This is a genomic window from Ravibacter arvi (genome assembly GCF_039540405.1).
GTDB classification, from domain to species: domain Bacteria; phylum Bacteroidota; class Bacteroidia; order Cytophagales; family Spirosomataceae; genus Ravibacter; species Ravibacter arvi.
On sequence record NZ_BAABEY010000011.1, the window covers coordinates 88,445 to 110,560 of the forward strand.

A 22,116-nucleotide genomic window follows, 5' to 3' on the forward strand; every position below is an offset into this window, starting at 1 on the left:
ACTAAAATATTGTAAAAGTGCAAGTTGAGGATATCTGTCGGCAAATGTAACTATTTTCCTGATAATCATCATCCGGATAAAACTGTATGTGCCCCTTTTTTCAGACAGTTCTTGGTTGTAGTTTTTCCTTTTTCACCAGCCAGTCTTTCCATTCGACAGGAGTCATGTTCTCCAAGGCTTCATGAGGCCTTCGTTGATTATATTCCTCAATCCACTCAGTGGTTAACAGCCGGATATAGGAATGATTCCGGAATAAGTTAAATAACACTATTCGAAATAGTTCATTACCTCAAATCCCTCATTCATTAAAAGCCTGTCTTTTTTAAAGAGATTCAGGTCAGCAGAAATCATATCCTCAACGAGCGAATCCAGGGTATATTTAGGCGTCCATCCCAGCTGCTTTTTTGATTTCGACGGGTCCCCGATCAGCAATTCAACTTCAGTGGGACGATAGTAACGCGGATCTATCCTCATTACTTCGGTACCGGTTTTGAGGTGGTCCTTGTTCGGAATACCCAGTTCCTCCAGCCTGGCGGCATCAATTTTCGCGATGTAGCCCGTTTCATTTTCTGCTTCTCCCTTAAATTCCAGCTCAAGGCCGAGCCAGGCGAAGCATTTCCAGATAAAGTCACGTACCCGCGTGGTAACGCCGGTTGCGATCACATAGTCGTCGGGGTTGTCCTGCTGTAAAATCAGGTACATTGCTTCAACATAATCTTTAGCATGTCCCCAATCACGTTGCGCATCAATGTTTCCCATATAGAGAACATCCTGTAAACCGAGGGCGATCTTGGCAGCGGCACGCGTAATTTTGCGCGTAACAAAGGTTTCTCCCCTGAGCGGAGATTCATGGTTGAACAAAATCCCGTTGCTAGCATGCATACCGTAGGCTTCGCGATAATTCACGGTAATCCAGTACGCATATAGTTTGGCCACCGCATAGGGGCTTCTCGGGTAAAACGGCGTTGATTCCGACTGGGGTACCGCCTGCACCAGCCCGTATAGCTCCGACGTGGATGCCTGGTAGATCCGCGTTTTTTGGGTAAGCCCAAGCAAACGAACAGCCTCCAGTATTCTCAGTGTACCTATTCCATCGGCATTTGCGGTATACTCCGGCTCGTCAAAGCTCACTTTGACATGGCTCATGGCGGCCAGGTTATATATCTCGTCCGGCTGTACTTCCTGGATAATCCTGGTGAGGTTCATGGAATCCGTCAGGTCTCCGTAATGCAGGATAAAGCGCGGGTCCTCCACATGCGGATCCTGGTACAAATGATCGATCCGATCGGTGTTAAAAAGCGAAGTCCTGCGTTTGATACCATGTACCACATAGCCTTTGCTCAACAGCAGCTCGCTGAGATAGGCTCCATCCTGTCCGGTAACACCGGTTATTAGCGCTTTTTTCGACATATTTATTGGTATATTTTAAGCCTTGATAATCACAAGTCCGGATAATATACTACTTGAAATAGCGATAACACCGGAATTGGTTGTCGTACCGGCAACCTGAAGCCGGTTATTTAGGAGAAAAAACATATTCAAAGACAGTGGTGGATAAGCAGCTTCAATCAGCCGGGTGCAAATAACTGCTGTATTTCCGAGATTAGCGCAAAATCCGGCAAAAAATATTAGGCAAAACCGCTTATCTGGCGCCTAAATACAACGAAATCTAAAGATTGACATTTTCATGTTGCCCTTCTCACCACTTGAAGCCCGCTGGCCCGCATCCCGTTTTCACCGGCGGGCGCAATAAGAAAATGCAACCTAATTCAGGTCAGACACAGCTCACAATACCACTAGAATAGAATCCGGCTTCAATTGACACCAGTCGGCGTCGCGGAAATCATGCGCATTTGCTGTTTGAATCCACGACAATGTTCCTTACATTTCGTGACAGGTACGAGTTACGCAAGCCTGCTCTCCTATCTCATCACTCACACCTGGTACGATCATGAAACCTAAAATACTAACCAAACGTATATATCTCGATCCTTCACCGGAAGACGGATATCGGATCTTAATAGACCGCTTGTGGCCAAGGGGCGTAAGCAAGGAGCGGGCAAAACTGGATTGGTGGGGCAAAGAACTCGCGCCCAGTACTTCGCTTCGCGAATGGTACCATCATGCGCCGGAATTGCGCAAAGAATTTGCCGAAAAATACCTCCTGGAGCTGGACAAGAACCCCGCGAAGCCGGAATGGCGTGAGCTTCTGAAAAAACAGGAGGTGGTCACCCTGCTTTATGCTACAAAGGACCCTGCGCTTTCGCAAGCGACGGTACTCAAAGGCTTCCTGGAAGACCTGGCAAGGTAATACAGGTGTCGCATACGCAAAGACGGCTCGCGTTCAGCACCCTTCATAGGGCGCTGAAAATACACCATTAACGGCCACAATGGCTCCAAGCGCGACCTTTCGTCCGCCCTCCAGAACAATCATATCGCCGTCTTTTCCCTTTTCAATTGATACAACAACCCCACTCAGCCGGTCGAGGCCGTTTTCGTCAACAATCATATCTGCCTGTTTCCCGCTTTCGAGACATTCCGAAAGTATTTCCAGGAATGTTTCGTTCTGGCCTAGTGTCTCGCGATTGTCCATAGCTAAATACGGTTTTAATGGTTCAAACCCTCACTACGGGCCCACATTGGCCGACACGTCAGTACTTGTTGATAAACCGGGCAGGTTTCGGCGTGGGCTCCTTTGAGATAACCAATACTCATCAGGAATTCGTTCACAATTTCTCCACCGGTAAACCTGAATGTTTTTTTAAACAGTTTCACCCACCCGGCCAGGGCAAGGGGATGGTGGGCGTTCAGCCACGCGTTAAAAGAGCCGAACTCTTTTTGAATTTGTAAAATCGTTTGGGCGTTCGAGACCGCAGCGTGTATCTTCAGGCGGTTTCTGATAATGCCGGCATCTCCGAGAAGCCGGTTGATGTCCTCCTCCCCATATGCAGCAACTTTAGCGATGTCAAATTGGTCATAAGCATGTCTGAAGGCTACCTCCTTTCTTAAGATAGTCTCCCAGCTTAAACCAGCCTGGTTGATTTCAAGAATAAGCCTTCCAAAAAGCTCGTTGTCATCCTCCAGCGGAAAACCATAGTGGTGGTTGTGGTAAGTTGCGTGAAGCTCCCGCCGATCAGACGGAGACATCGTCTCTATGTATTCGCAATAAGACATGGAATCAAATTCATTAAGTCCAAAAAAACAGGTAACGCAAAGATTATCAAAAAACCTTTGTACTCTTCGCTCCCTCTGTGGTTAAATAAAACCACAGTGAGCGCAAAGGCAATCTTAAAAACTCTGTGTACTTCGTGCCCTCCGCGGTCAAATAAAAACCACAAGAGCACAGAGGGCGCAAAGGCAATCTTATGAGCTCTGTGTACTTCGTGCCCTCTGCGGTTAAATAAAACCACAAAGAGCGCAGAGAGCGCAAAAGCCATCTTAAAAACTCCATGTACTTCGTTCCCTCCGCGGTTAAATAAAACCACTAAGAGCACGGAGAGCGCAAAGGCTATCTTAAAACTCTGTGTACTTCGTGCCCTCCGCGGTTAAATAAAAACCACTAAGAGCACGGAGAGCGCAAAGGCTATCTTAAAAACTCTGTGTACTTCGTGCCCTCCGCGGTTAAATAAAAACGACTAAGAGCAGGGAGAGCGCAAAGGCTATCTTAAAAACTCCGTGTACTTCGTGCTCTCCGCGGTTAAATAAAAACCACTAAGAGCACTGAGAGCGCAAAGGCTATCTTAAAAACTCCGTGTACTTCGTGCCCTCCGCGGTTAAATAAAAACCACTAAGAGCACGGAGAGCGCAAAGGCAATCTTAAAAACTCCGTGTACTTCGTGCCCTCCGCGGTTAAATAAAAACCACTAAGAGCGCAGAGAGCGCAAAGGCCATCTTAAAAACTCCGTGTACTTCGTGCCCTCTGCGGTTAAATAAAACCACAAAGAGCACAGAGGGCGCAAAGGCTATCTTAAAAGCTCTGTGTTCTTCGCGCCCTCTGCGGTTAAAGTAAGAATGAAAGGAGCCTATAAAAGTCCTTAAATACTTCTTGGTAAAACACAAAAAAGCCACCCGAAATCTCAGGTGGCTTTTCGACATATATCCACACCATTAAAAATATGGCCGAAGCCATATTAAAATCTTATATCTAAATAATCTCTCTAAAGCACTCAAAATGTGATGCAAAGTTAAAACTTTTTTCTACAAACAAAATTAAAACTCTTCAAAAAGCAACTACGTTCAATAGGGATCCTGCCCATAGCCGTAGTCACTGTCAAAGGTATCTACATCCCTCTCTTCGAAGTTCCTGAGTGTCAACCCTTTCTTGATGAGTGAAATCTGTCCGGCGTGATAAAGATCATGGTGAATGATGCCATGAAGCAATGTATAGTAGCTGTAGTTTTTACCAGGCACCAGTTCTTCCAGGTAAGCATCGTCCTCGGTCTGCTCCAACAAACTCACTAATTCGTCTTGCGAGAGGCTCAGCTCCATCTGGAGGGTCTCCCACTCAAATTCATCCACCATACCAAACACCTTCCAATCCTTTTCGGGAGTCCTGATCTCAAAATCCTTATCACCTTGCAGTTTACGGGCTACAAAAATACGCCAAGTAGTAAGATGATAGACAATCTCCGCAATCGAATGAGTATTTGGCGTGAGCCTGGCCTCAGCCAGTGCGGGTGAGATATCCCTCAGGCTTCCCACCAGCGACGGCCCGTGCCACGCTTCCTCACTTTCGTAAGTATCATTAATTAAATCGATTATGCGAAGCGTTTCGTCTCTATTATCCATAGTGAAATGTTAAACCAGGCACCTCGAAAACGATCAGTTGCTCAAAAAACCAGTCTGAAAGTAAAAGTAAGTCCGGAGGTATTGCTTTTAATTTTGTACGCTAAAATTACTAGTAGCCAAAACAAAAACAAATTAAGGGTTGTGAATATTGCGCTTTAAACATTTTTTAACAAAAATCTCCTTTGCCATCGAGGTCTTCTTCCCTGAATTCAGCATTGCCTAAAGCGTTAACTTTACGATTGCAAAAACCGAATAAAGAAAACTACGTATGGTTTCTTTTACAACGTTTTTCTTTTAAAAACGATCATAAAACTATAATTAGCAGCCTCGAAAAACGTTAATAGCTTTGGGGTATGAGGGTGAGACGCGAACTTGATAAGCTTCATATCCTCCTGTCCGAGTGCGACACGCCCCTCATGCCTCACAGCGGTCCGCCGCTGCGGCTCAAAACTAAGAAAAATGAAAAAACAGATTGGATTCTTTAGCGCGCTTGTAGTAGGAATGGCCTTATTCGGCTGTTCGAAAGACCCTCTTTCCGACCTTACGTATGAAGAAACCCAGGTATTCTTCACAAATCGTGATACACAAGCCGATTTCAAAACGTACAAAACTTTCAGTATCGTCGATTCGGTTTACATAATTTCAAACCAGGGAGAAGGCACTTCCCTCTCTGAAACCGATGCAGCCGTAATTACCCGCATGATTCATAACATGCAGGAACTGGGTTACAAATATGTCGGGCCCGACGATAAGCCGGATGTCGGACTAACACTCGAGCTGGTTGACAACAGGTATCTCAACCTGGTCCAGGTACCCGTAGGCGGGTATTGGGGCGGCTACTGGGGCGGTTATGGCGGCTGGGGAATGGGTATGCCCAGCTATTTCACTTATCAGCAGGTACAGGAATTATACTGGATCGTAAACATGCTCGACTTCAAGAACCCCGATACCACCAACCAGAAGCTAAAAGTAATCTGGAACGCCCAGATCCGTGGCGAAGGCCTGTACCAAACTGCATTGATGTCGAATATGGTGGATCAGCTTTTCAAGCAGGCGCCCTATCTTAAAATTAATTGAATAGTACTGAGGGGTGAGGTATGAGGTTTGAGGTTTAGAGTTCTATGGCTCACACCTCACCCCTCACACCTCACACCTCACATCTCATAACCCCATGAAATATAAAAATCTGGTTCTCTGTGGACTTGCAATTTTCTTCAGTGCGAATGCGATTGCGCAACGGCGGGATCTATATACCCTTGAATCGCCCTATGAACGCTACACGTACAACCTGGCAACACTCAAATGGGTAGCCGCTGTACCGATGGGTTCCATCACCGACGGCTATGTGGATAAGGCCTCGTTCGGAAATTATGCCTTTTCCCTCGAATGGGTGTTCCGTCAAATGCCGGTTTCCGGCGGGATCGAGGCCGGCAAATACTATTTTGAGCAACGGTACCCGCGCGCAACTTACAAAATGGGTAATAATGATGTCTCCGCCGTCAAAACCAGTACTTTCTCAACTGTCCCGCTGACGGCCTTTGCGAAATATCATTTCCTGGGAACCAACGCGCAGCTTTCTCCGTACGTCCAGGTAAACCTTGGGGCGCATTTCAATAACTATATTGATTATTTCGGGAGCCTGGCCGATCAGAAACGTAAAACGACCTTTGGTTTCGCAGGTGCTGCAGGATTAAAATATTTCTTCAAAAAAGACGGTTCTTTTGGGTTGGATCTCTCTGTCCGCTACGATCAGAATACATTTAAGTACGAATATATTCAAAACGGTTTCAGCGCGTTTTCGGGATCTGCAGGCCTTTTTTACAGGTGGTGGTAGCAGGATTAAGGAAGGATCATGCATTCCGAAAAGAACAGGGCCGTCTTTTTCCTGGTAGTCTTCCTGGTAATGGCCGGGATTTCGGTACGGGTACTTCACGACCTGGTACCGGAAAGCAGGCAGGCGCTGACGAGGGATTTGTCGGCTTTCCCTGTTCCACGGGTTATGGAGCCAGACACTTCCCTGCATCGTCTGTCAGTAGTCTGCTACCGGCAAATCGGTAATGAAATTCACCTTTTGCCCTATGCTGAATCTCCCGGGCTCGCTCCGTTCGAAGTAACCATTGAACAGGACGGCTTCCACAAAAATATTGCCCAAATCTCCAGCCTGTATGGTTCCTGGCTCAGAATTCCCGCTGAAGGGCTGAAAGACGGCCCTTTTTCAATTTCACTTCGCAGCAAGCCGGACAGCACCTGCAGGCTTCGGCTGGCACTCCGGTTCGACCGCCCTGCCGGCGAAGAAATCGCAGATAGCAGCCAATGGTTCCGCCAGGGAAGCGACGACGACCTCCTCGATGTGCGGGTCTGCCTGAAAAACGGGAAGTACTACCTGAAAGATTTTGCGAATTATAACGACGGCCGGACGCGTACCTATTTCCTGGAGGGAATGATTACCGACTCCCTCGAATCCGGAATTGAGGTTAGACCTGGGTACCTGTATACGGTGGTCGCCAGGTGGATCGACGGCCCGTACAGCCAGTGGTGGAATGCCGCTCATGAGCGTGCCTCCCGCCAGCAGACCATCTGGATTGACGGGCATGACGCTACTCCAACGCCGCCCGGCCACCAGCTGACACGGATTAATATGCCCGGCTGGTTCATTCCATCCAGGCGGCTAAACCCCCATTTTGACAAGCTTTTTCCAAAGTTCAAAGCCCCCGAGGGCAAGCTGGTAATGATGTACCGGTTAAATCATGACACGTCGCCTGCGGCCTATTTCGACCGCGGCGTGACGCACCTTCCACGCTGGGAGTCCGGTATTGACCCCGAGAAACAGCATTGGACCGAAGCGCCCGGCTTTTTCGAAGACCGGGGCGAAGAGTGGTTCGGCAGTCTCAGCAGGCAAGAGGTAGAAGCTTATGCTGACCGTGTTGGAAAAATCGGTGTGTATGCTTACGATTTTGAATTCTGGCACCGGAACTACAAACCCGCTATCAAAGAACGGCTCCTGTGGTTTTCCAAAAGATTGAAAGAAACCCACCCGGATCTCTATCTCTTTGACTATTGGGGCGGAAGCGCCTATCACAATACCACTTTCCAGGACAAAGATGGTTATTTCGCACCCCAAAATTCGCTCCCGGACTATACGGCGCCCCGGTCCAATCACTATAACTTCATTAAAAATAAAGACGGCGACTTCTTTGGCCGTTACTTTAACGTAACGCCCGTCGATGTATATCCCCGACCTCCCCTGCTGACGGGCAATGGAAACTTCACCCTGAATAATTACCTGGTACTTTCCGCCATCCATGCTTCGAGAATCAACCGATTGTTTGATTTTCAGAAGGACAACAAAACCATTTGGTTTGCCTGGAACCGTTTTATGCCGCTTTATCAAGACCCGCCCTTCCCTACCAGCGTAACTACCACCTCTCCGGAAGGGACACTTGTGTTCAACGGCCTGGAAACCCTTCCCCCCAGCCAGGCGCTGGCGCTCTCCCTGTTTGCTTTGACAGAAGGCGATGGCTTTTATCTCTGGAGCGATTCACAACCCTGGGGACAAGGGGCCAACCAGTACGCAATTGACAATACGCAGCCTTACCAGGCGCCCGCACTATGGCAAGCGGCCGACGGAAAGGCGACGACGGCCCTGCTCGATTTCCATCCCGAATTGCCGGAGGCACCGAGGTATTGGGATTACCCCTCGGACTTTTTTGCCCTGGGAAACTGGATGGCCGGCCAGACCGGAGACATCCTGAAGGATGGCCACCGGCAGGATCTGTCGTTCTTTTATAACGGAAAGTGGCATACCCCACAAAAAGAACAGGCGGTCCTGGCAGCCAGGAACCATCTTCCGTTCGTTACGGCGGTAAAAAAAGGAGAGGCTTTTGTTGTCCTGGCGCTTCATTCCTTCCAGGCGGCTAATCAAACTACAAGACTAAAAATCAGGCTTCCCGATCAGACAGAAACATCAATTGAACTGTATGGCAACTGGCCTTCCCTCTATAAGGGAGCGAGCCGGTGATCAGCCGTTCATGGTAATGCTGGCGCGGCTGCAAATTGCACCGATCGGCGGGTTCAGCTTCGACACCTTTACGGTCACCAGGTTTACTGCCGGGTAAGCACTTCTCACTCCGCCTATAATTTGCCCGCCGATGTGTTCCAACAGGTGAGCCGGTGAAGCCATAACTTCTTCCATGATCCTGTAAAGGCGCTGATAATCTACCGTATCGGCCAGGGAGTCGGTCTCGCCGGCGGTAGCGACGTCCGCTTCTACCCAAATATCAATGGAAAACCGGTTCCCAATCCGGTGCTCCTCTTCAAAAACCCCATGATAAGCAAAAAATTCTACCCCTTCGAGTGCTACTGTTCCCATCAGGCGTTAGGTTCATTTTTCTTTGCCAGAGCGGGATTGCGCGAGCCTTTCACCCGCACGCTTTTCACTTCCTCCTGTTTCGGCTCTGCTACTTCCTCCAGTCGCTCTTTTGAAGCCTCGCGGGGGTACTTTTTTTCATATTTTTCAAGCGTATCAGAAAGATTCCCTATGAGCACCCGGATTTCTCCGACCAATAGATCACGGTATTTTTCCAGTGCCTTGCACTCGCGTTCGTAATCTTTTATAGAGTTGACGGCCTCCTCCTGCACATACCGCGCCTTGTTTTCGGCCTCCTGCAGCATCATATTGGCTTTTTTCTGAGCCTCCAGCATAATTTCATCGGTCTGCTGCCTGGAATCCTTCAGATAGGTTTCTGCCATTTCCTGCGCCTGCTCCGTGATGCGCGCGCTGTTTTCCTCCGCGTTTTTTAGCGTCCTGAACAACGAGGTTTCCACATCCTTTAATCGGCTCAGCTCCTTTTCTGCAATCTCAAGCTGCATTTTCAACAATTTGTTATCATCATTGATGCGCTCCATTTCCTTGGAAAGCTCGCCCAGGAAAGTGTGTACCTCCGCCGGTTCATAACCTCTGAAGGATTTTTCAAATGAATGGTTCTTGATGTCTGCTATTGAAATCTTCATACCTGGACCTTGTGAATCGATGCCTGAAGGCAAAAATAAGTCTTTATCGGATAGTTATGCACATTTGATAACAAATTAAGGGTCAGCACTATTCTCCCGGCTGGCTGAAACTGAGGTAAGCCCTGCCGGGTCCGTAGCCAAAAAAATACCTACTTTTAAGTCCGGAACTTTCAGAATGAACCAACCGCCATATGACGCACTACAAGCTGCTTATTTGGTACGGGTAATTGTTTATGGAGCAAAATTTTCAATTGGAGCTGGCAAGGGAGTTTGTCTTTTACACCAACAAAAGTGTTTTCCTGACGGGCAAGGCGGGCACCGGTAAAACGACCTTTCTTACCCAATTGCGCAGATCGCTGCCGAAAAGAATGGCGGTGGTGGCGCCTACCGGCGTTGCCGCCATCAATGCCGGCGGTGTTACCATTCATTCACTTTTCCAGCTGCCGTTCGGCCCTAATATTCCCGGTTCCGAAGCTTCCGGCACGTTTCGGTTCGGCAGGGAGAAAATCAACCTGATTAAAAGCATTGATCTTCTCGTTATCGATGAAGTGAGTATGGTACGGGCGGATTTACTCGATGGAATTGATTCGGTCCTGAGGCGCTTCAAAGACCGGAACAGGCCTTTTGGAGGCACACAGCTTTTGCTTATCGGCGATCTTCAGCAACTCGCGCCGGTTATTAAAGACGATGAATGGAACCTGTTGAAGCCGCACTACGATTCGGTCTTTTTTTTCAGCAGCAAGGCTTTGCAGCAGCTCGACCTCGTGCGGATAGAACTGACTCATATTTACCGGCAGACGGACCAGGCGTTTATCAACGTATTGAACCAGGTGCGGGACAATCAACTCGACCAGGGCGGCCTGGAGCTGCTGAACAGCCGTTTTGTACCGTCCTTTTCACCCAAAAGAGGCGAGGGCTATATTATTCTGACCACGCACAATGCCAGTGCCGGTAAGATCAATACCGGTCACCTTGAAGAAATCAGCGAAGAATCTTTCTTTTTTGACGCCCGGGTTACAGACGACTTCCCCGCCTACTCCTATCCGACCGATGAAACGCTGGAGCTGAAGATTGGCGCCCAGGTCATGTTTGTAAAAAATGACAGCGCAAAGGAAAGACGTTATTTTAACGGGAAAATCGGTGAGGTAGTCAGCATCGCGGACGACGCAATACTCGTTAAATGCCCCGGTGATACCATGGAAATAGTGGTGGAGAAGGCTACCTGGTCAAACCTCAGGTACCAGCTCAACCCGGAGACCATGGAAGTGGAAGAAAAAATTGTCGGCACCTTCACGCAATTTCCCCTAAAGCTCGCCTGGGCCATTACGATCCATAAAAGCCAGGGGCTGACGTTCGAACGTGCCGTGATAGATGCCAATCTTTCGTTCGCGCACGGCCAGGTCTACGTGGCCCTGAGCCGCTGCAAAACGTTGGAAGGAATGGTATTAAGCAGTCCTATCGAGGCGCACAGCATCCGTTCCGACCGGCAGGTAGCTTCTTTTTCTGAAGAAACAACCGCCAACCCGCCCAATGCCGGCCAGCTTCAGGAGGCGAAGGCTGCCTACCAGAAAAACACGTTGTTCGAGGCCTTCGATTGGCATGCCGTACAAAGAAGCCTGGGCCAGATCGGTAAAATCTACCGTGAATTCCAGGTAACCGACGACTCCCTGAAGGAACGCTTAAAATTGCTGACCGACGCTTTCGACCGGGATATTTTGATGGTCGCTTCCAGGTTCCGCAACCAGCTTAACCACCTGCTTGCCGCGTCCGGAAATGCGGTTGACGCTTCCATCCAGGAGCGGCTGGGAAAAGCCGCGGGGTATTTCCAGGAGAAAATGAGCACCGCTATCCGGCCGGAAATTGATTCTCTGAAACCGGAATCCGAAAACAAAGCGCTTCAAAAGGCTTTTTTGAAAGCACAGGAAGAGCTTGAACGGAACCTGTTTGTCAAAAGTGCTTGCCTGGAGGCGGTCGGAAAAGACTTTTCTGTCGCCGGTTTTCTGAAGGCCAGGTCCCGCGCCGAACATGATTTTGTCTTCCAGGGAGAAAAAGACCGGGACATTGACCCTCAAAAACCCCTGTCGAATAGTGATCTATACAAAGCGCTCAAAAGCTGGCGCGACGAAGTGGCCGCTGATCACGGCGTTCCCGCTTATATGGTTATCCAGGTGAAAACCATGACCGAAATAGCGCGTTCGCTCCCGGTTTCCCTGAAAGCACTGGAAGGAATAAAGGGAATTGGAAAAAGTAAAGTAAACCGTTTTGGCGTAGAAATCGTCTCAATCGTACGAAGCTACTGCACCGAAAAAGGTATTTCCCCATCACCCCAAATGCTTATCGACGAACCGCCGGCCCCTAAAGTTCCGAGCCGGGAAACGACGCTTTCTCTTTTTCGGGAAGGAAAATCAATTGAAGAGATTGCCGCCGGACGAAGTCTGGCCGTCAGTACTGTCGAATCTCACCTGTCTCACTATATCGCATCAGGCGATGTGCAGGTTGAGGAAGTCTTTTCAAAGGAACGGATTGCGCTTATTTTGGAGTTCGTAGGAGAAAAACCGGTGAACTCACTGACAGAAATCAAGGCAGGCCTTGGCGATGATTTTACTTTTTCGGAAATCAGGGCAGCGGTATCCCTGTTGAAAACCCGGCACGCAGAATAGCCTTTTCCACTATTGCTGCATTTTTTCAACCGCCCGATGGCCCCCGTCCGGGTTGGAAACAGGCAAGCCGGAAGCCGGGATGCAAGCAATCAGTATCATTCCGGCCGCGATGAGAAAGCTGCCTTGCAAGGCCTTGTGCTCTGCCAAAGCAAGGGGAAGTGTCTTTTCGTAGTGTACAACCAGTCTATGGTAAAAAATACCGCTGATTGCTACTCCCAGCGAACCGCCCAGTTGCAGGATAAGGCTATTCATCGTAGTAGCCGTTGCCGTCTGATCACGTCTTACCGCATTCAGCAGTGCTGCCGACACCGGGGCCACCAGAAGCCCCATACCGATCCCGCGGAAAAACATGATGGTTAAAATCCACCAGCTCTCCGTACCCGCGTTTACGTAGGCGAAAAGCACAAACGAAAAGGCTACCATAAAAATCCCTACCAGCGTTACGTTCCGGATCCGGCCTCTGTCAGCCAGCCGACCGGCGCCGGGACGCGTGACCAGGACCATCAATGCGTTCGGCAACATCAGTAGGCCGGTCTGCATTTCTGAATAGCCCATCTCCCCCTGAAGCAGGAACGGCAGGTAAAACATGCCGCCGAAAAGCGCGATAGACCTGATAAAAATAACAATGGCCGACCGGTTGAAAAGGGCATAGCGAAATACCCCGAGATCGAGCAGCGCATCGGGTTTCCGGGAAGACCTGATATAATTGACCAGGAAAAAGGCAGCCGCCAGCGCCGTCACCCAGGTTTTCCAATCCGTCAGCGGGTATTCGGCAACCATCCATACCCAAAGTTGTACCAGCAGGATAAAACCGAGGAACAGGACATATCCCCGAAAATCGAACTTATTTTTTTGCAAGGTACGGTGTTTTAAAAATGACAGGTGGCGCAAGGTCATAACCAAAGCGATTATCCCCAGGGGCAGGTTAATATAGAAAACCGAAGGCCATCCGAAATAATGGCTCAGTGCCCCGCCGAGTGTCGGTCCGATGGCCAGCCCTGTGACGTTTCCAATGCCCCACCAGGCAATGGCACTGCCTTTCTCCTCTTTGGGAAGTGTTTCGCTCAGGATTGCCATGGTCATCGGCGTAAGTATTCCGCCGGCGGCCGCCTGCATGCAACGGCTGGCCACCAGCCAGGGTAAATTCGGTGCAAGGCTGCATGCGGCAGAACCAACGGTAAAGACCGACAGGCAAACGACCATCAGCCCATAGTACCCTACCCTGCTTTTCAGCCAGTTCATCAAGGGCAATACAAGCAGGAAAGAAAGCATGTAGGCGGTTACCACCCATTCGATCTCGTTCATTTCCACACCAAAATCGGCCCGCATTGCAGGTAATGATACATTCACGATGCTCCTGTCGATCGAAGCCATGGAAGCGGCGATCATCAGCGTCGTCACAAACTGCGTTTTGCGGGGAATATTCAAACGGGAACGTGTGTTATTGGTAGATAAAACGCCAGGCTCGTATTGCAGTTTACTGCAATCCCTGATTTACGGCAGGTCAAATTTAAGATTCGCGATTTGAATTCAGCGGTTCGGCGTCTCAAAAGTTAAGATTAAAAAAACATGAAGTCACCTATAAGAAAAATGAAGGCTGTATCTTTGCGTCCTTTTTGAGTACACTATAGCGGGAGAAAATGATACTTGATGAAACGTCGAAAACGGTAAAGCTCGCTTTACCGATTATTTTAGGGGAACTGGCGCAGATGGCCCTCCATTTGATCGATACCGCAATGGTGGGTGCAGTTGATTACAAGCAGCTTGCTGCAGCGGCCCTGGTTTTCAATGTGATGAATATCCCGTTCGTTGTCGGGATCGGGGTGACCATATCGGTATCACAGATGGTATCGATGGCACACGGTCAGCACAATGGCCACAAAGTTTCCCACTATTTTTACAATGGCTTCTTTTTGTGCGTTTTTACCGCACTGGTGATTGCTTCCGTTTTATTGGCGGGCAAGGGCATTTTCCGCCACCTGGGGCAGGACGAGGAAGTGGTGGCACTTGCAATTCCGTTCATGAACTACATCGGCATTTCCATCATTCCGATGATCCTGTTCATGACGCTCAAGCAATTTGCAGATGGCCTTGAATACACCAAGACTGCCATGATAATTTCGCTGGCGGGTCTGCCCCTGAACGCATTCCTCAACTGGGTATTGATCTATGGCAACCTTGGATTTCCCCGGTTGGAACTGATGGGCGCCGGCTGGGCCACGCTCATTACCCGGACTATCATGTTTTTGTCCCTCGGCTACGTGATTCTCAACCACAGGATTTTCTCCAGGTATGTCGCAGTTCGCAAAACCCAATGGCATTTCAAGGTAAAAACGCTCAGGGAGCTGCTGCACATCGGCATTCCGTCGAGCCTTCAGCTCGGAATGGAGTCGGGGGCTTTTGCGGTCTCCGGAATTATTATCGGTACCCTGGGTGCTGTAGAACAGGCTGCCCACCAGATCGCTTTGAGCTGTGCATCTTTCACCTTTATGGCCTCCATGGGACTGTCGCAGGCAGCGTCTATCCGCATCAGCAATGCGTTTGGTGCGCGCAACCGCCCCAAAATCGTACAAATCGGCAAGAGTACCATCGCGACTGCCCTCGTATACGGGAGCATTTGCGCCGTGTTTTTCGTGTCTTTCCGGGAAATTCTGCCCACATTTTTCAATGACAATGCGAGGGTGGTTCAACTGGCTTCCTACCTCCTGCTGTTTGCCGCAGTCTTCCAAATTTCAGACAGCACACAGGCAGTTGGCGCCGGTATCCTGCGCGGGTTAAAGGATGTCAAAATCCCTACTATTTTTGTGGCTATCTCCTATTGGGTGGTTGGCCTGCCGGTGGGTTATTTTCTAACCTTTCACATGGACCTGGGCCCCTCCGGCATTTGGATCGGCCTTACGACCGGGCTTACGCTTATTTCATTTTTCCTGATCGGGCGGTTCTTCTCATTAAGCAAAAAGCAGGCTTCCTGAAATCGGGAAGCCTGCTTTTCAATTATCCTGCCCTGTTACTTCTCAGGTGCGGGACTTCTTTTTCTTCCGCCCGACGGAGCGTCACCGGTTCTTCCTGCATCACCTCTCGGACCACGTCCTTCCCTGCGCGCCTCCTTGAGCTTTTCCTGTTGCTCAGGCGTCAGGATAGCTTTCAAATCCTTTTCGTAACCCTCTCTTATTTCTCTCCTTTTCTCGGTTTCTTCCCTGCCGAGCTCCTGGCTCTTCTTAATCCGCTCCGTATTGAGCGCCAGCAGTTTTTGCTGTTGATCCGCATTTAAGCCTAGCTCTTCGGTCATCCTTTTGGTTTGCATTTCCGCCCGTTTTTCAGGTGGCATTCTTTCTCCGCCTCCCCTTCTGCCCTGAGCGATTGAAGCTGTGGAAACCGCGATCATCATTACCAGGGCAACAATAAGATTTTTCATGTTTCAGTCTTTTTGGTTATGATCGTTAGAGTTTGCTGCATCGGCAGGGTTTAACGGGACCACGGAGATTTTGCCCATTTAACTGTTTTTAACTTTTCAGCACCGTTCTACCCTTCCTCTCGTTCCCTGGCTGCATTGCATTGCGCCCGGAATCCCTCAGTCAAACCGCTTATTCCTTTTTCCGGTAAAAAACAACTCCGCGCCGGAGAATGTGGTCTTTCAGCTCGGCATTGTTTATTTGATGAAGCAGCGCCACATCTACCTTGTAAGGAATCATGAGGTCGTCGAGCATCGCGGCGATCCTGAGCATTTGCGAGAGATCCAGCTGGTCTCCAATGAGTGCCAGGTCGATGTCGGAACCTTCCCGATAGTTGCCCTTTGCTCTTGATCCATACAGAACTGCCGTTTCAATATTTGAATTTTGAGCCAATACAGCATGGATAGCTTTTATGCTATTTTCAGACAGTCCGTATTTCATCTTCCATCCGACAAATTACCCTGCGCTCCGTGTTGAAACCCCTCCATAGTGCTTTTGAAAGTTAAAAAAGCAGGGAGGTATTCCTTGATTATTTTCCCGAATATTCCGTCAGCAACTTCTTCATTGTAAGTGTGGGACGTCTGATTACGACTTTGAATCATCTCCATCCACACCTCGCCATGGGTGATTAGCTGTCCGGCCAGTGCCTGCCGGGTTGAATCCTTTGAACCCAGCACCTTTATTCCCCCAATCTCGTTCAAATAGTCCTTCATCACATTCCAGGCAAGTTCGTGGGTATATTCAAAACGCTGTATCACGCCCTCCTTAATGATATCGTCGAGGAAATCATCTTTATCAATATTTCCTTCCTCATCAACTTCGTAGTCCTCTTCTATTCTTTTTGCGGCCTCCTCTAATTTTCTCAGTGCCTTTTTATAATTGCTGAAGCGCTGCCGCCACCTGATGTCCCGATCGTTCATTATTTTCTATATGATGTAAATTAAGTTTTACCAATGCTCATTTGAGAAGCCGTACCGCCAGTGCAATCATAATGGCGCAGGTATAGCTGGCCAGTGTGCCTACCAGGACATATTCCGACTTTTTGCTGACATAGCTGGCGGGGATATCGGCCGGGTGCTTGTCGTTATAACGAAGGAGCGATTTCGCCGCGATAAGAAACCCGATGGCAGCGTATTGCCCCAGCCACACGAAGACGAAAATCAGCAGCCGCTCCGACATACCGATCCACCTGCCGGCATTGTCAAGATTGTCTTCCGCGCCCGGCGCTATGCGCTCCAGTTCCGCACGCCACGGCCTTGTAAACATGCCTACCAGGAACGACACCGGCGTAAGGCAGAGCAATACACCCGCCACTGCACCGAAGACCCGTGGATTCCGGACAAACGACATTACCGTTTCCAGCGATACGGCGTCCGCCCTGTTGAGCAGCCATGCCGCCGCTACCAGGCTGACCAGGTGCAGCAATTGGTCATAAATAAACCAGCCGGTTGTTTTTTGGGTATCAAACCGGAGCTTGATTATGTCAATCAACCCGTGCGCAAGTCCGATTAACAGCGCCACATGAGGCTGTGCCCAACGCCCCAAAAACAAATAGGATAAGACTGTCACCACCAGCAGGTGCGCATACAGCGACCTGGATTTCCACCCGTTTTTTCGTTTTCCCAGCACCCATTCGGCCGGTTGAAAATAGAAATCTGCGAGTATATGAGCCGTCAGAAGCGCAAGAAAGTCAGTCATACGGATAGAATGCGTGGATAATTTTCGAAAAATCATGAATTATCGGCTCAACAGCCCACCATTTCGCTGCGCTGGCGTGCTGGCTTACCGCCGGCTGACTGATTTTTAGCAATTCAGCTATTTCATTCCGGTTCAACCCGGTCAATAACCCGAGCACCACCTCAGCCTGGGGAACTGTCCATTTTTCCACTATTGCTTCAAGCAAAGTAAGTACCGACTGAAGCGGTTCCACCGGCCCGGGTAATGCAATGGCGATCCTGGCCCTGTTTTTCTTCATATTGTCGGCCAACTGGCCGGACAAACGAAACGCTTCCCCGTCAGAAGTCCCCGACCGGTCAGTCAGACGCTCCATTGTCCCGATTCCGATCGCCACCCGGAGATCAAGGTCAGGGGCCTCCGCTTTCAAAAAAGCACGCGCCAGCAAGCTGACATACAACGCCTGTTCCGGGCTTCTCAATACGCCCTGAAAACTGTCCCCGCGATAGATTTCGGGTTTTAGTTGCCATTCTGCTTCCGCCTGTAAGCGGCGCAACAAGCGTGAAAGCCGCTGCTCGGTTTCTTCGGGCGGGAACGAAGTCGAATTAACCATGTCGGCCGTTAACACGACTCCTATCTTTTTTTTATTCCCGGGCATTTCCATTCGAGATATGCTGCTTTAAAATGTGTGCGAAAGGCAACAGTTTTATAACCTTTAACACTTATACATTTCAAATATAAGCAAAACAACTTATTAAATAATAGTATAAGCTAAAAAACTTATATGCTATACAAATAAGCCAAAAAGCTTATTTCCATAAAACTCATACTACAACCCCGGCAACCGGCTTCCGGTCAAAGATGCGTTTTCACCAACTCCGCCCACTCTTCTTTAAAGGGTACACCGGGCATAGGCGCCCCGCTTCTCCGGTACCAATAACCGGCATTCCATTCATCTCCTTCCACGCGATGCAGATAAGCATGGAGACGATCATACGCCTTGGTCCCTTCCTTTTCCTGCGCAATCTCGTGGGCCTGCTCCCAGTCGCCCCGCGCTTCGTACCAAAGCGCCCTTAAAATTTCATTTGAAAACTCAGGCGGCACAGTATCGGAAAGGGTGCCTAAAAACTCCTCGTAACTCATTTGACAAATCGATATGAAAACCAAATTTCAGCCGTCGTACCACCACGCTCTGCCTGACAAAGGTAAAGAGGAAAGGTCGGGGCGCATACTATTTACCTGGAAGGTTCCGGGGTCACAAAGATGCCTCAAAACTCCCGCCATCAAAAAAAACATCCGAATACTTCAGATTACGCTCATAAAACTGCAACTTATCCTCCAAACTTTCGCAGGACACTTCAATTATTAAACCATGCGTTATTTCGCCATCTTCCTGTTTCTGTCGGCCCTCTCTTTAACAGCAAAAGGACAACTTCCCACCACCTTTCAATGGGCGCCCGGCGGAAATGCATTCTATGAAGCGGACAAAGGTGAGATTACGCGGGTTTCCCTGCCCGATTTCAAACCGGAAGTCTATGCCAGCCCGCTCATTGACGGCAATGTCCCCTTGCCAGGCATATCGGGCATCCAGGTTTCCGAAGACGGCGCCAAAGCTCTTATTTTCACCAATACCAGAAAAGTATGGCGCTATGAAACGAAAGGCGACTATTGGGTATTCAGTAAAGCCGGCAACCGTTTGACGAAAATAGGTAAATCATTTCCTGAGGCTTCGCTTCTGTATGCCAAGCTTTCACCGGACGGTAACAAGGTAGCCTATGTCAGCGGCAACAATTTGTATGTAGACGACTTACGCACCGGTCAAACGAAAGCACTCACCCACGACGGCACCAAAAGACGGATTAACGGCACATTCGACTGGGCTTATGAAGAGGAATTCGATTGCCGGGACGGCTTCAGATGGAGCCCCGACAGCAAACAGATCGCCTACTGGCAGATAGATGCAAGCGCGATCAGGGATTTCCTGATGATCAACAACACCGATTCGGTTTACTCATTCACCATTCCTGTAGAATATCCCAAGGTCGGAGAAAAACCTTCCCCCTATAAGCTGGGCGTAGTTGATGTCAGCACGGGAAAATCAAAATGGATGCAGGTTCCCGGAGATCCTTCCAACACCTACCTGCCCCGAATGGAATTCACACGCAACTCCCACCAGCTCGTTGTACAACAGCTCAACAGGAAACAGAACGAAAGTACCCTGTTGTACATCGACACGCGGTCAGGCAAATCAACCGTATTTTACCAGGAAAAAGACAACGCCTGGATTGACATAAAAAGCATCTTTGACCATGACCCTTCCGGCTGGGACTGGATTTCGGACGGCAATGAATTCATCTGGATCAGTGAAAAAGACGGTTGGCGGCATGCTTTCCGGGTTTCCAAAGACGGGAAAAACGAAAAACTCATCACCAGGGGTGACTTTGACATTATCAAACCTCTCCGCATTCATGAAGCTTCCAACAGTTATTACTACCTCGCATCGCCCCACAACGCCACCCAGGCCTATCTCTACCGTTCCCCGCTCGACGGATCCGGAAATGCCGAAAGGCTAAGCCCTGTAAACCAGGCCGGCAGCCATGATTACCTGATCGCGCCGGATGGGAAAACGGCCATCCACTTGTTTTCAAATGCCAAAACCCGGCCCCATTCACAATGGGTATCCCTGCCCGACCACCAACCCCTGTTCAACGACGGTTCCCGCCCCGCGCCAAATCAGCTCGATATCGAGTTTTTCAAAGTCACCACCAAAAGCGGGGTAGAAACGGACGCCTGGCTGGTGAAACCGAAAAACTTTGATCCTGCGAAGAAATACCCCATCGTCTTCCAGGTATACGGGGAACCCGCAGCCAGCACAGTACTCGATACCTACGGCACCGGCCTCAACCGCAACTACGCCGGCGACATGTCTGCCGACGGCTACCTTTATGCATCTGTCGATAACCGCGGCACGCCATCGCCGAAAGGAAGGAGCTGGCGCAAGGCAATTTACAGGAATATCGGCGTGATAAATATCAAAGACCAGGCAGAAGCGGCACAGGCCATATTTGAAAAATTTCCATTTATCGACACTTCGCGGGTAGCGGTACATGGCCACAGCGGCGGCGGTTCGTCTACCCTCAACCTTCTATTTCAATACCCTGCCGTCTTTAAAACCGGCATAGCGGTAGCGGCAGTGGCAAACCAGCTCACCTATGACAACATCTACCAGGAACGGTTTATGGGCCTGCCACAGGAAAACCTGCAGGACTTCATAAACGGCTCGCCCATTACCCACGCAAAACACCTCGAAGGAAACTTATTATACATACATGGAACCGGCGACGATAACGTGCATTATCAAAACGCCGAAATGCTCCTCAACGAGCTGATCAAACACAACAAACAGTTTCAATTTATGGCCTACCCCAACCGAACCCACGGTATTAGAGAGGGCGAAGGCACGGTACAGCACATGTCAACTTTATTCACCAACTTCCTTAAAAAACATTGTCCGCCAGGCGCGAAATGATTGTTAGCGAAGTTTGATTTCGTAAACATACAGAATCGCCTGCTCGTCGTCGTCCGGAATGAAATAAGCCAACAGCCCATGCGGAGAAACTTCAATCCAGGCCGGATTACTCGTCATTACCCGACCCGAAGGCGCCCATAAGGTAACCGGCAATTGGTGAACAGGGCGAAGATCGGCCGTGCTGATCAGATCAAGCCCGCCCATGGGGTAAGGCTTTCCGAAATCTGCGCCTGCATAATTTCTCAACCCGGAACAAAGCAACATTCCCTCCCCCGCATCGTGGCAATCCTGGTAATCTATATAAAACGAGGGGTTCGGCGTAGCCGGCGATGCTGCATTCTCAACCTTTCCGTTACCGGCGACCTGCCACCTGTACAAGCCCCTGGATCCCCAATTTCCCCCTAACAGCGTATGAGTGGTTTTGTCGAACGCCAACGCTCCCAATGCATCATCAAACTCAAACGCCTTCTCCGCCTTCATCTTTCCAGCCTCTATCCGGTATACGATGGACGGCCCGTACGGACGGTACTCGCAAACCGGGACCCATAGCGCACTGCCGTCGAAATCAAGCCCGCCGGGATGATAAATGCTGCCCTCTCCCAACCGAAGGTCCTCCAGTAACACGCCATCCCGGTTAAACCTGAACAAGTGCCCGATGCCCTCACCGGTATCCCGGTCGAACTTCCCTTTCATTTGTCCATACTTCTTGGGCCAGCGCTTCACTTCTACAGCGGTGAGAAAAAAATCTTCCCCCACCCGCACCAATCCTTGAGTATGATGCGCATTAAAGCCCAGGCGGATGGTGTCTATCAGCTCCCACCTGCTTTCAGGCGTAACCTTCCTGAACCGGGCGGCAAGAGATTCATTCGAGGACTGGGCACGGACTGACGAGTTTCCGGGCCAAAGCATCAAGCACAACGTCATACTGATGCCTGCGTATAAAATCCGGTTCATGAAGCAACAAATAGAGGTTTCCGGAATGATCCGTTCCTGCCTGTTTTCA

General features: G+C 49.6%; 22 protein-coding genes. 7 read left to right on the top strand and 15 right to left on the bottom strand.

What is annotated here, in order from left to right:
• Positions 1 to 100 precede the first annotated feature (100 nt).
• Entirely contained in the window at positions 101 to 268 is a 168-nt protein-coding gene (locus tag ABD852_RS23040; RefSeq protein WP_425568765.1) for an integrase core domain-containing protein, read from the bottom strand.
• Positions 268 to 1,410 carry a GDP-mannose 4,6-dehydratase gene (gene gmd / locus ABD852_RS05070; protein WP_345026942.1) on the bottom strand — a complete coding sequence of 381 codons (1,143 nt, stop codon included), beginning with the start codon at positions 1,408 to 1,410 and terminating at the stop codon, positions 268 to 270. Before gmd ends, ABD852_RS23040 begins: the two co-directional genes overlap by 1 nt.
• 541 nt (positions 1,411 to 1,951) lie before the next feature.
• Between gmd and ABD852_RS05075 the strand changes: the two genes are divergently transcribed.
• Complete coding sequence (locus ABD852_RS05075; RefSeq protein ID WP_345026943.1) at positions 1,952 to 2,311, top strand: DUF488 domain-containing protein; 360 nt, start codon at positions 1,952 to 1,954, stop codon at positions 2,309 to 2,311.
• A gap of 33 nt (positions 2,312 to 2,344) precedes the next feature.
• On the opposite strand, the gene ABD852_RS05080 is transcribed toward ABD852_RS05075, so the two are convergent.
• The 3 genes from ABD852_RS05080 to ABD852_RS05090 form a co-directional block, all read right to left on the bottom strand.
• On the bottom strand, positions 2,345 to 2,593 hold the full coding sequence (locus ABD852_RS05080; RefSeq protein ID WP_345026944.1) for a hypothetical protein: 249 nt from the start codon (positions 2,591 to 2,593) through the stop codon (positions 2,345 to 2,347).
• Between the two features lie 14 nt (positions 2,594 to 2,607).
• The gene (locus ABD852_RS05085) at positions 2,608 to 3,147 is read right to left on the bottom strand and encodes a DNA-3-methyladenine glycosylase I (RefSeq protein WP_345026945.1); all 540 of its coding nucleotides are present in this window, start codon (positions 3,145 to 3,147) and stop codon (positions 2,608 to 2,610) included.
• A gap of 1,089 nt (positions 3,148 to 4,236) precedes the next feature.
• Positions 4,237 to 4,788 (bottom strand): DinB family protein, encoded by a 552-nt coding sequence (locus tag ABD852_RS05090; RefSeq protein WP_345026946.1) that lies wholly within the window; start codon positions 4,786 to 4,788, stop codon positions 4,237 to 4,239.
• Between the two features lie 459 nt (positions 4,789 to 5,247).
• Here ABD852_RS05090 and ABD852_RS05095 point away from each other — a divergent pair, with 459 nt between their 5' ends.
• From ABD852_RS05095 to ABD852_RS05105, 3 genes are all read left to right on the top strand, one after another.
• Positions 5,248 to 5,865: a DUF4136 domain-containing protein gene (locus tag ABD852_RS05095; protein ID WP_345026947.1), complete on the top strand. Its 618-nt coding sequence runs from the start codon at positions 5,248 to 5,250 to the stop codon at positions 5,863 to 5,865.
• A gap of 94 nt (positions 5,866 to 5,959) precedes the next feature.
• On the top strand, positions 5,960 to 6,622 hold the full coding sequence (locus ABD852_RS05100) for an outer membrane beta-barrel protein (protein ID WP_345026948.1): 663 nt from the start codon (positions 5,960 to 5,962) through the stop codon (positions 6,620 to 6,622).
• A gap of 18 nt (positions 6,623 to 6,640) precedes the next feature.
• Complete coding sequence (locus tag ABD852_RS05105; protein ID WP_345026949.1) at positions 6,641 to 8,806, top strand: hypothetical protein; 2,166 nt, start codon at positions 6,641 to 6,643, stop codon at positions 8,804 to 8,806.
• Here ABD852_RS05105 and folB read toward each other — a convergent pair whose 3' ends face one another.
• On the bottom strand, positions 8,807 to 9,157 hold the full coding sequence (gene folB / locus ABD852_RS05110; protein ID WP_345026950.1) for a dihydroneopterin aldolase: 351 nt from the start codon (positions 9,155 to 9,157) through the stop codon (positions 8,807 to 8,809). It lies immediately after the preceding gene.
• Positions 9,157 to 9,798, bottom strand: coding sequence for a DivIVA domain-containing protein (locus ABD852_RS05115; protein ID WP_345026951.1), 642 nt, complete (start codon positions 9,796 to 9,798; stop codon positions 9,157 to 9,159). Before ABD852_RS05115 ends, folB begins: the two co-directional genes overlap by 1 nt.
• Positions 9,799 to 10,031: 233 nt before the next feature.
• On the opposite strand from ABD852_RS05115, the gene ABD852_RS05120 reads away from it, so the two are divergent.
• On the top strand, positions 10,032 to 12,458 hold the full coding sequence (locus ABD852_RS05120) for a helix-turn-helix domain-containing protein (protein WP_345026953.1): 2,427 nt from the start codon (positions 10,032 to 10,034) through the stop codon (positions 12,456 to 12,458).
• 9 nt (positions 12,459 to 12,467) lie between these two features.
• On the opposite strand, the gene ABD852_RS05125 is transcribed toward ABD852_RS05120, so the two are convergent.
• Complete coding sequence (locus tag ABD852_RS05125) at positions 12,468 to 13,886, bottom strand: DHA2 family efflux MFS transporter permease subunit (protein WP_345026954.1); 1,419 nt, start codon at positions 13,884 to 13,886, stop codon at positions 12,468 to 12,470.
• A 212-nt stretch (positions 13,887 to 14,098) separates the two neighbouring features.
• Between ABD852_RS05125 and ABD852_RS05130 the strand changes: the two genes are divergently transcribed.
• Entirely contained in the window at positions 14,099 to 15,430 is a 1,332-nt protein-coding gene (locus ABD852_RS05130; RefSeq protein WP_345026955.1) for an MATE family efflux transporter, read from the top strand.
• A gap of 35 nt (positions 15,431 to 15,465) precedes the next feature.
• Here ABD852_RS05130 and ABD852_RS05135 read toward each other — a convergent pair whose 3' ends face one another.
• From ABD852_RS05135 to ABD852_RS05160, 6 genes are all read right to left on the bottom strand, one after another.
• Positions 15,466 to 15,873 (bottom strand): DUF4890 domain-containing protein, encoded by a 408-nt coding sequence (locus ABD852_RS05135; RefSeq protein WP_345026956.1) that lies wholly within the window; start codon positions 15,871 to 15,873, stop codon positions 15,466 to 15,468.
• A 169-nt stretch (positions 15,874 to 16,042) separates the two neighbouring features.
• Positions 16,043 to 16,351 (bottom strand): nucleotidyltransferase domain-containing protein, encoded by a 309-nt coding sequence (locus tag ABD852_RS05140; protein WP_345026957.1) that lies wholly within the window; start codon positions 16,349 to 16,351, stop codon positions 16,043 to 16,045.
• Positions 16,348 to 16,830 (bottom strand): nucleotidyltransferase substrate binding protein, encoded by a 483-nt coding sequence (locus ABD852_RS05145; protein ID WP_345026958.1) that lies wholly within the window; start codon positions 16,828 to 16,830, stop codon positions 16,348 to 16,350. Before ABD852_RS05145 ends, ABD852_RS05140 begins: the two co-directional genes overlap by 4 nt.
• A gap of 37 nt (positions 16,831 to 16,867) precedes the next feature.
• Positions 16,868 to 17,608, bottom strand: coding sequence for a DUF3307 domain-containing protein (locus ABD852_RS05150; protein ID WP_345026959.1), 741 nt, complete (start codon positions 17,606 to 17,608; stop codon positions 16,868 to 16,870).
• Entirely contained in the window at positions 17,601 to 18,242 is a 642-nt protein-coding gene (locus tag ABD852_RS05155) for a hypothetical protein (protein WP_345026960.1), read from the bottom strand. The genes ABD852_RS05150 and ABD852_RS05155 overlap by 8 nt, the downstream gene beginning before the upstream one ends.
• 197 nt (positions 18,243 to 18,439) lie before the next feature.
• Positions 18,440 to 18,727, bottom strand: a complete 288-nt coding sequence (locus ABD852_RS05160) for a hypothetical protein (RefSeq protein WP_345026961.1) — start codon at positions 18,725 to 18,727, stop codon at positions 18,440 to 18,442.
• Positions 18,728 to 18,956: 229 nt separating this feature from the next.
• On the opposite strand from ABD852_RS05160, the gene ABD852_RS05165 reads away from it, so the two are divergent.
• Positions 18,957 to 21,113, top strand: a complete 2,157-nt coding sequence (locus ABD852_RS05165; RefSeq protein ID WP_345026962.1) for a S9 family peptidase — start codon at positions 18,957 to 18,959, stop codon at positions 21,111 to 21,113.
• A 3-nt stretch (positions 21,114 to 21,116) separates the two neighbouring features.
• On the opposite strand, the gene ABD852_RS05170 is transcribed toward ABD852_RS05165, so the two are convergent.
• Positions 21,117 to 22,037 carry a DUF6454 family protein gene (locus ABD852_RS05170; protein ID WP_345026963.1) on the bottom strand — a complete coding sequence of 307 codons (921 nt, stop codon included), beginning with the start codon at positions 22,035 to 22,037 and terminating at the stop codon, positions 21,117 to 21,119.
• Positions 22,038 to 22,116 lie beyond the last annotated feature (79 nt).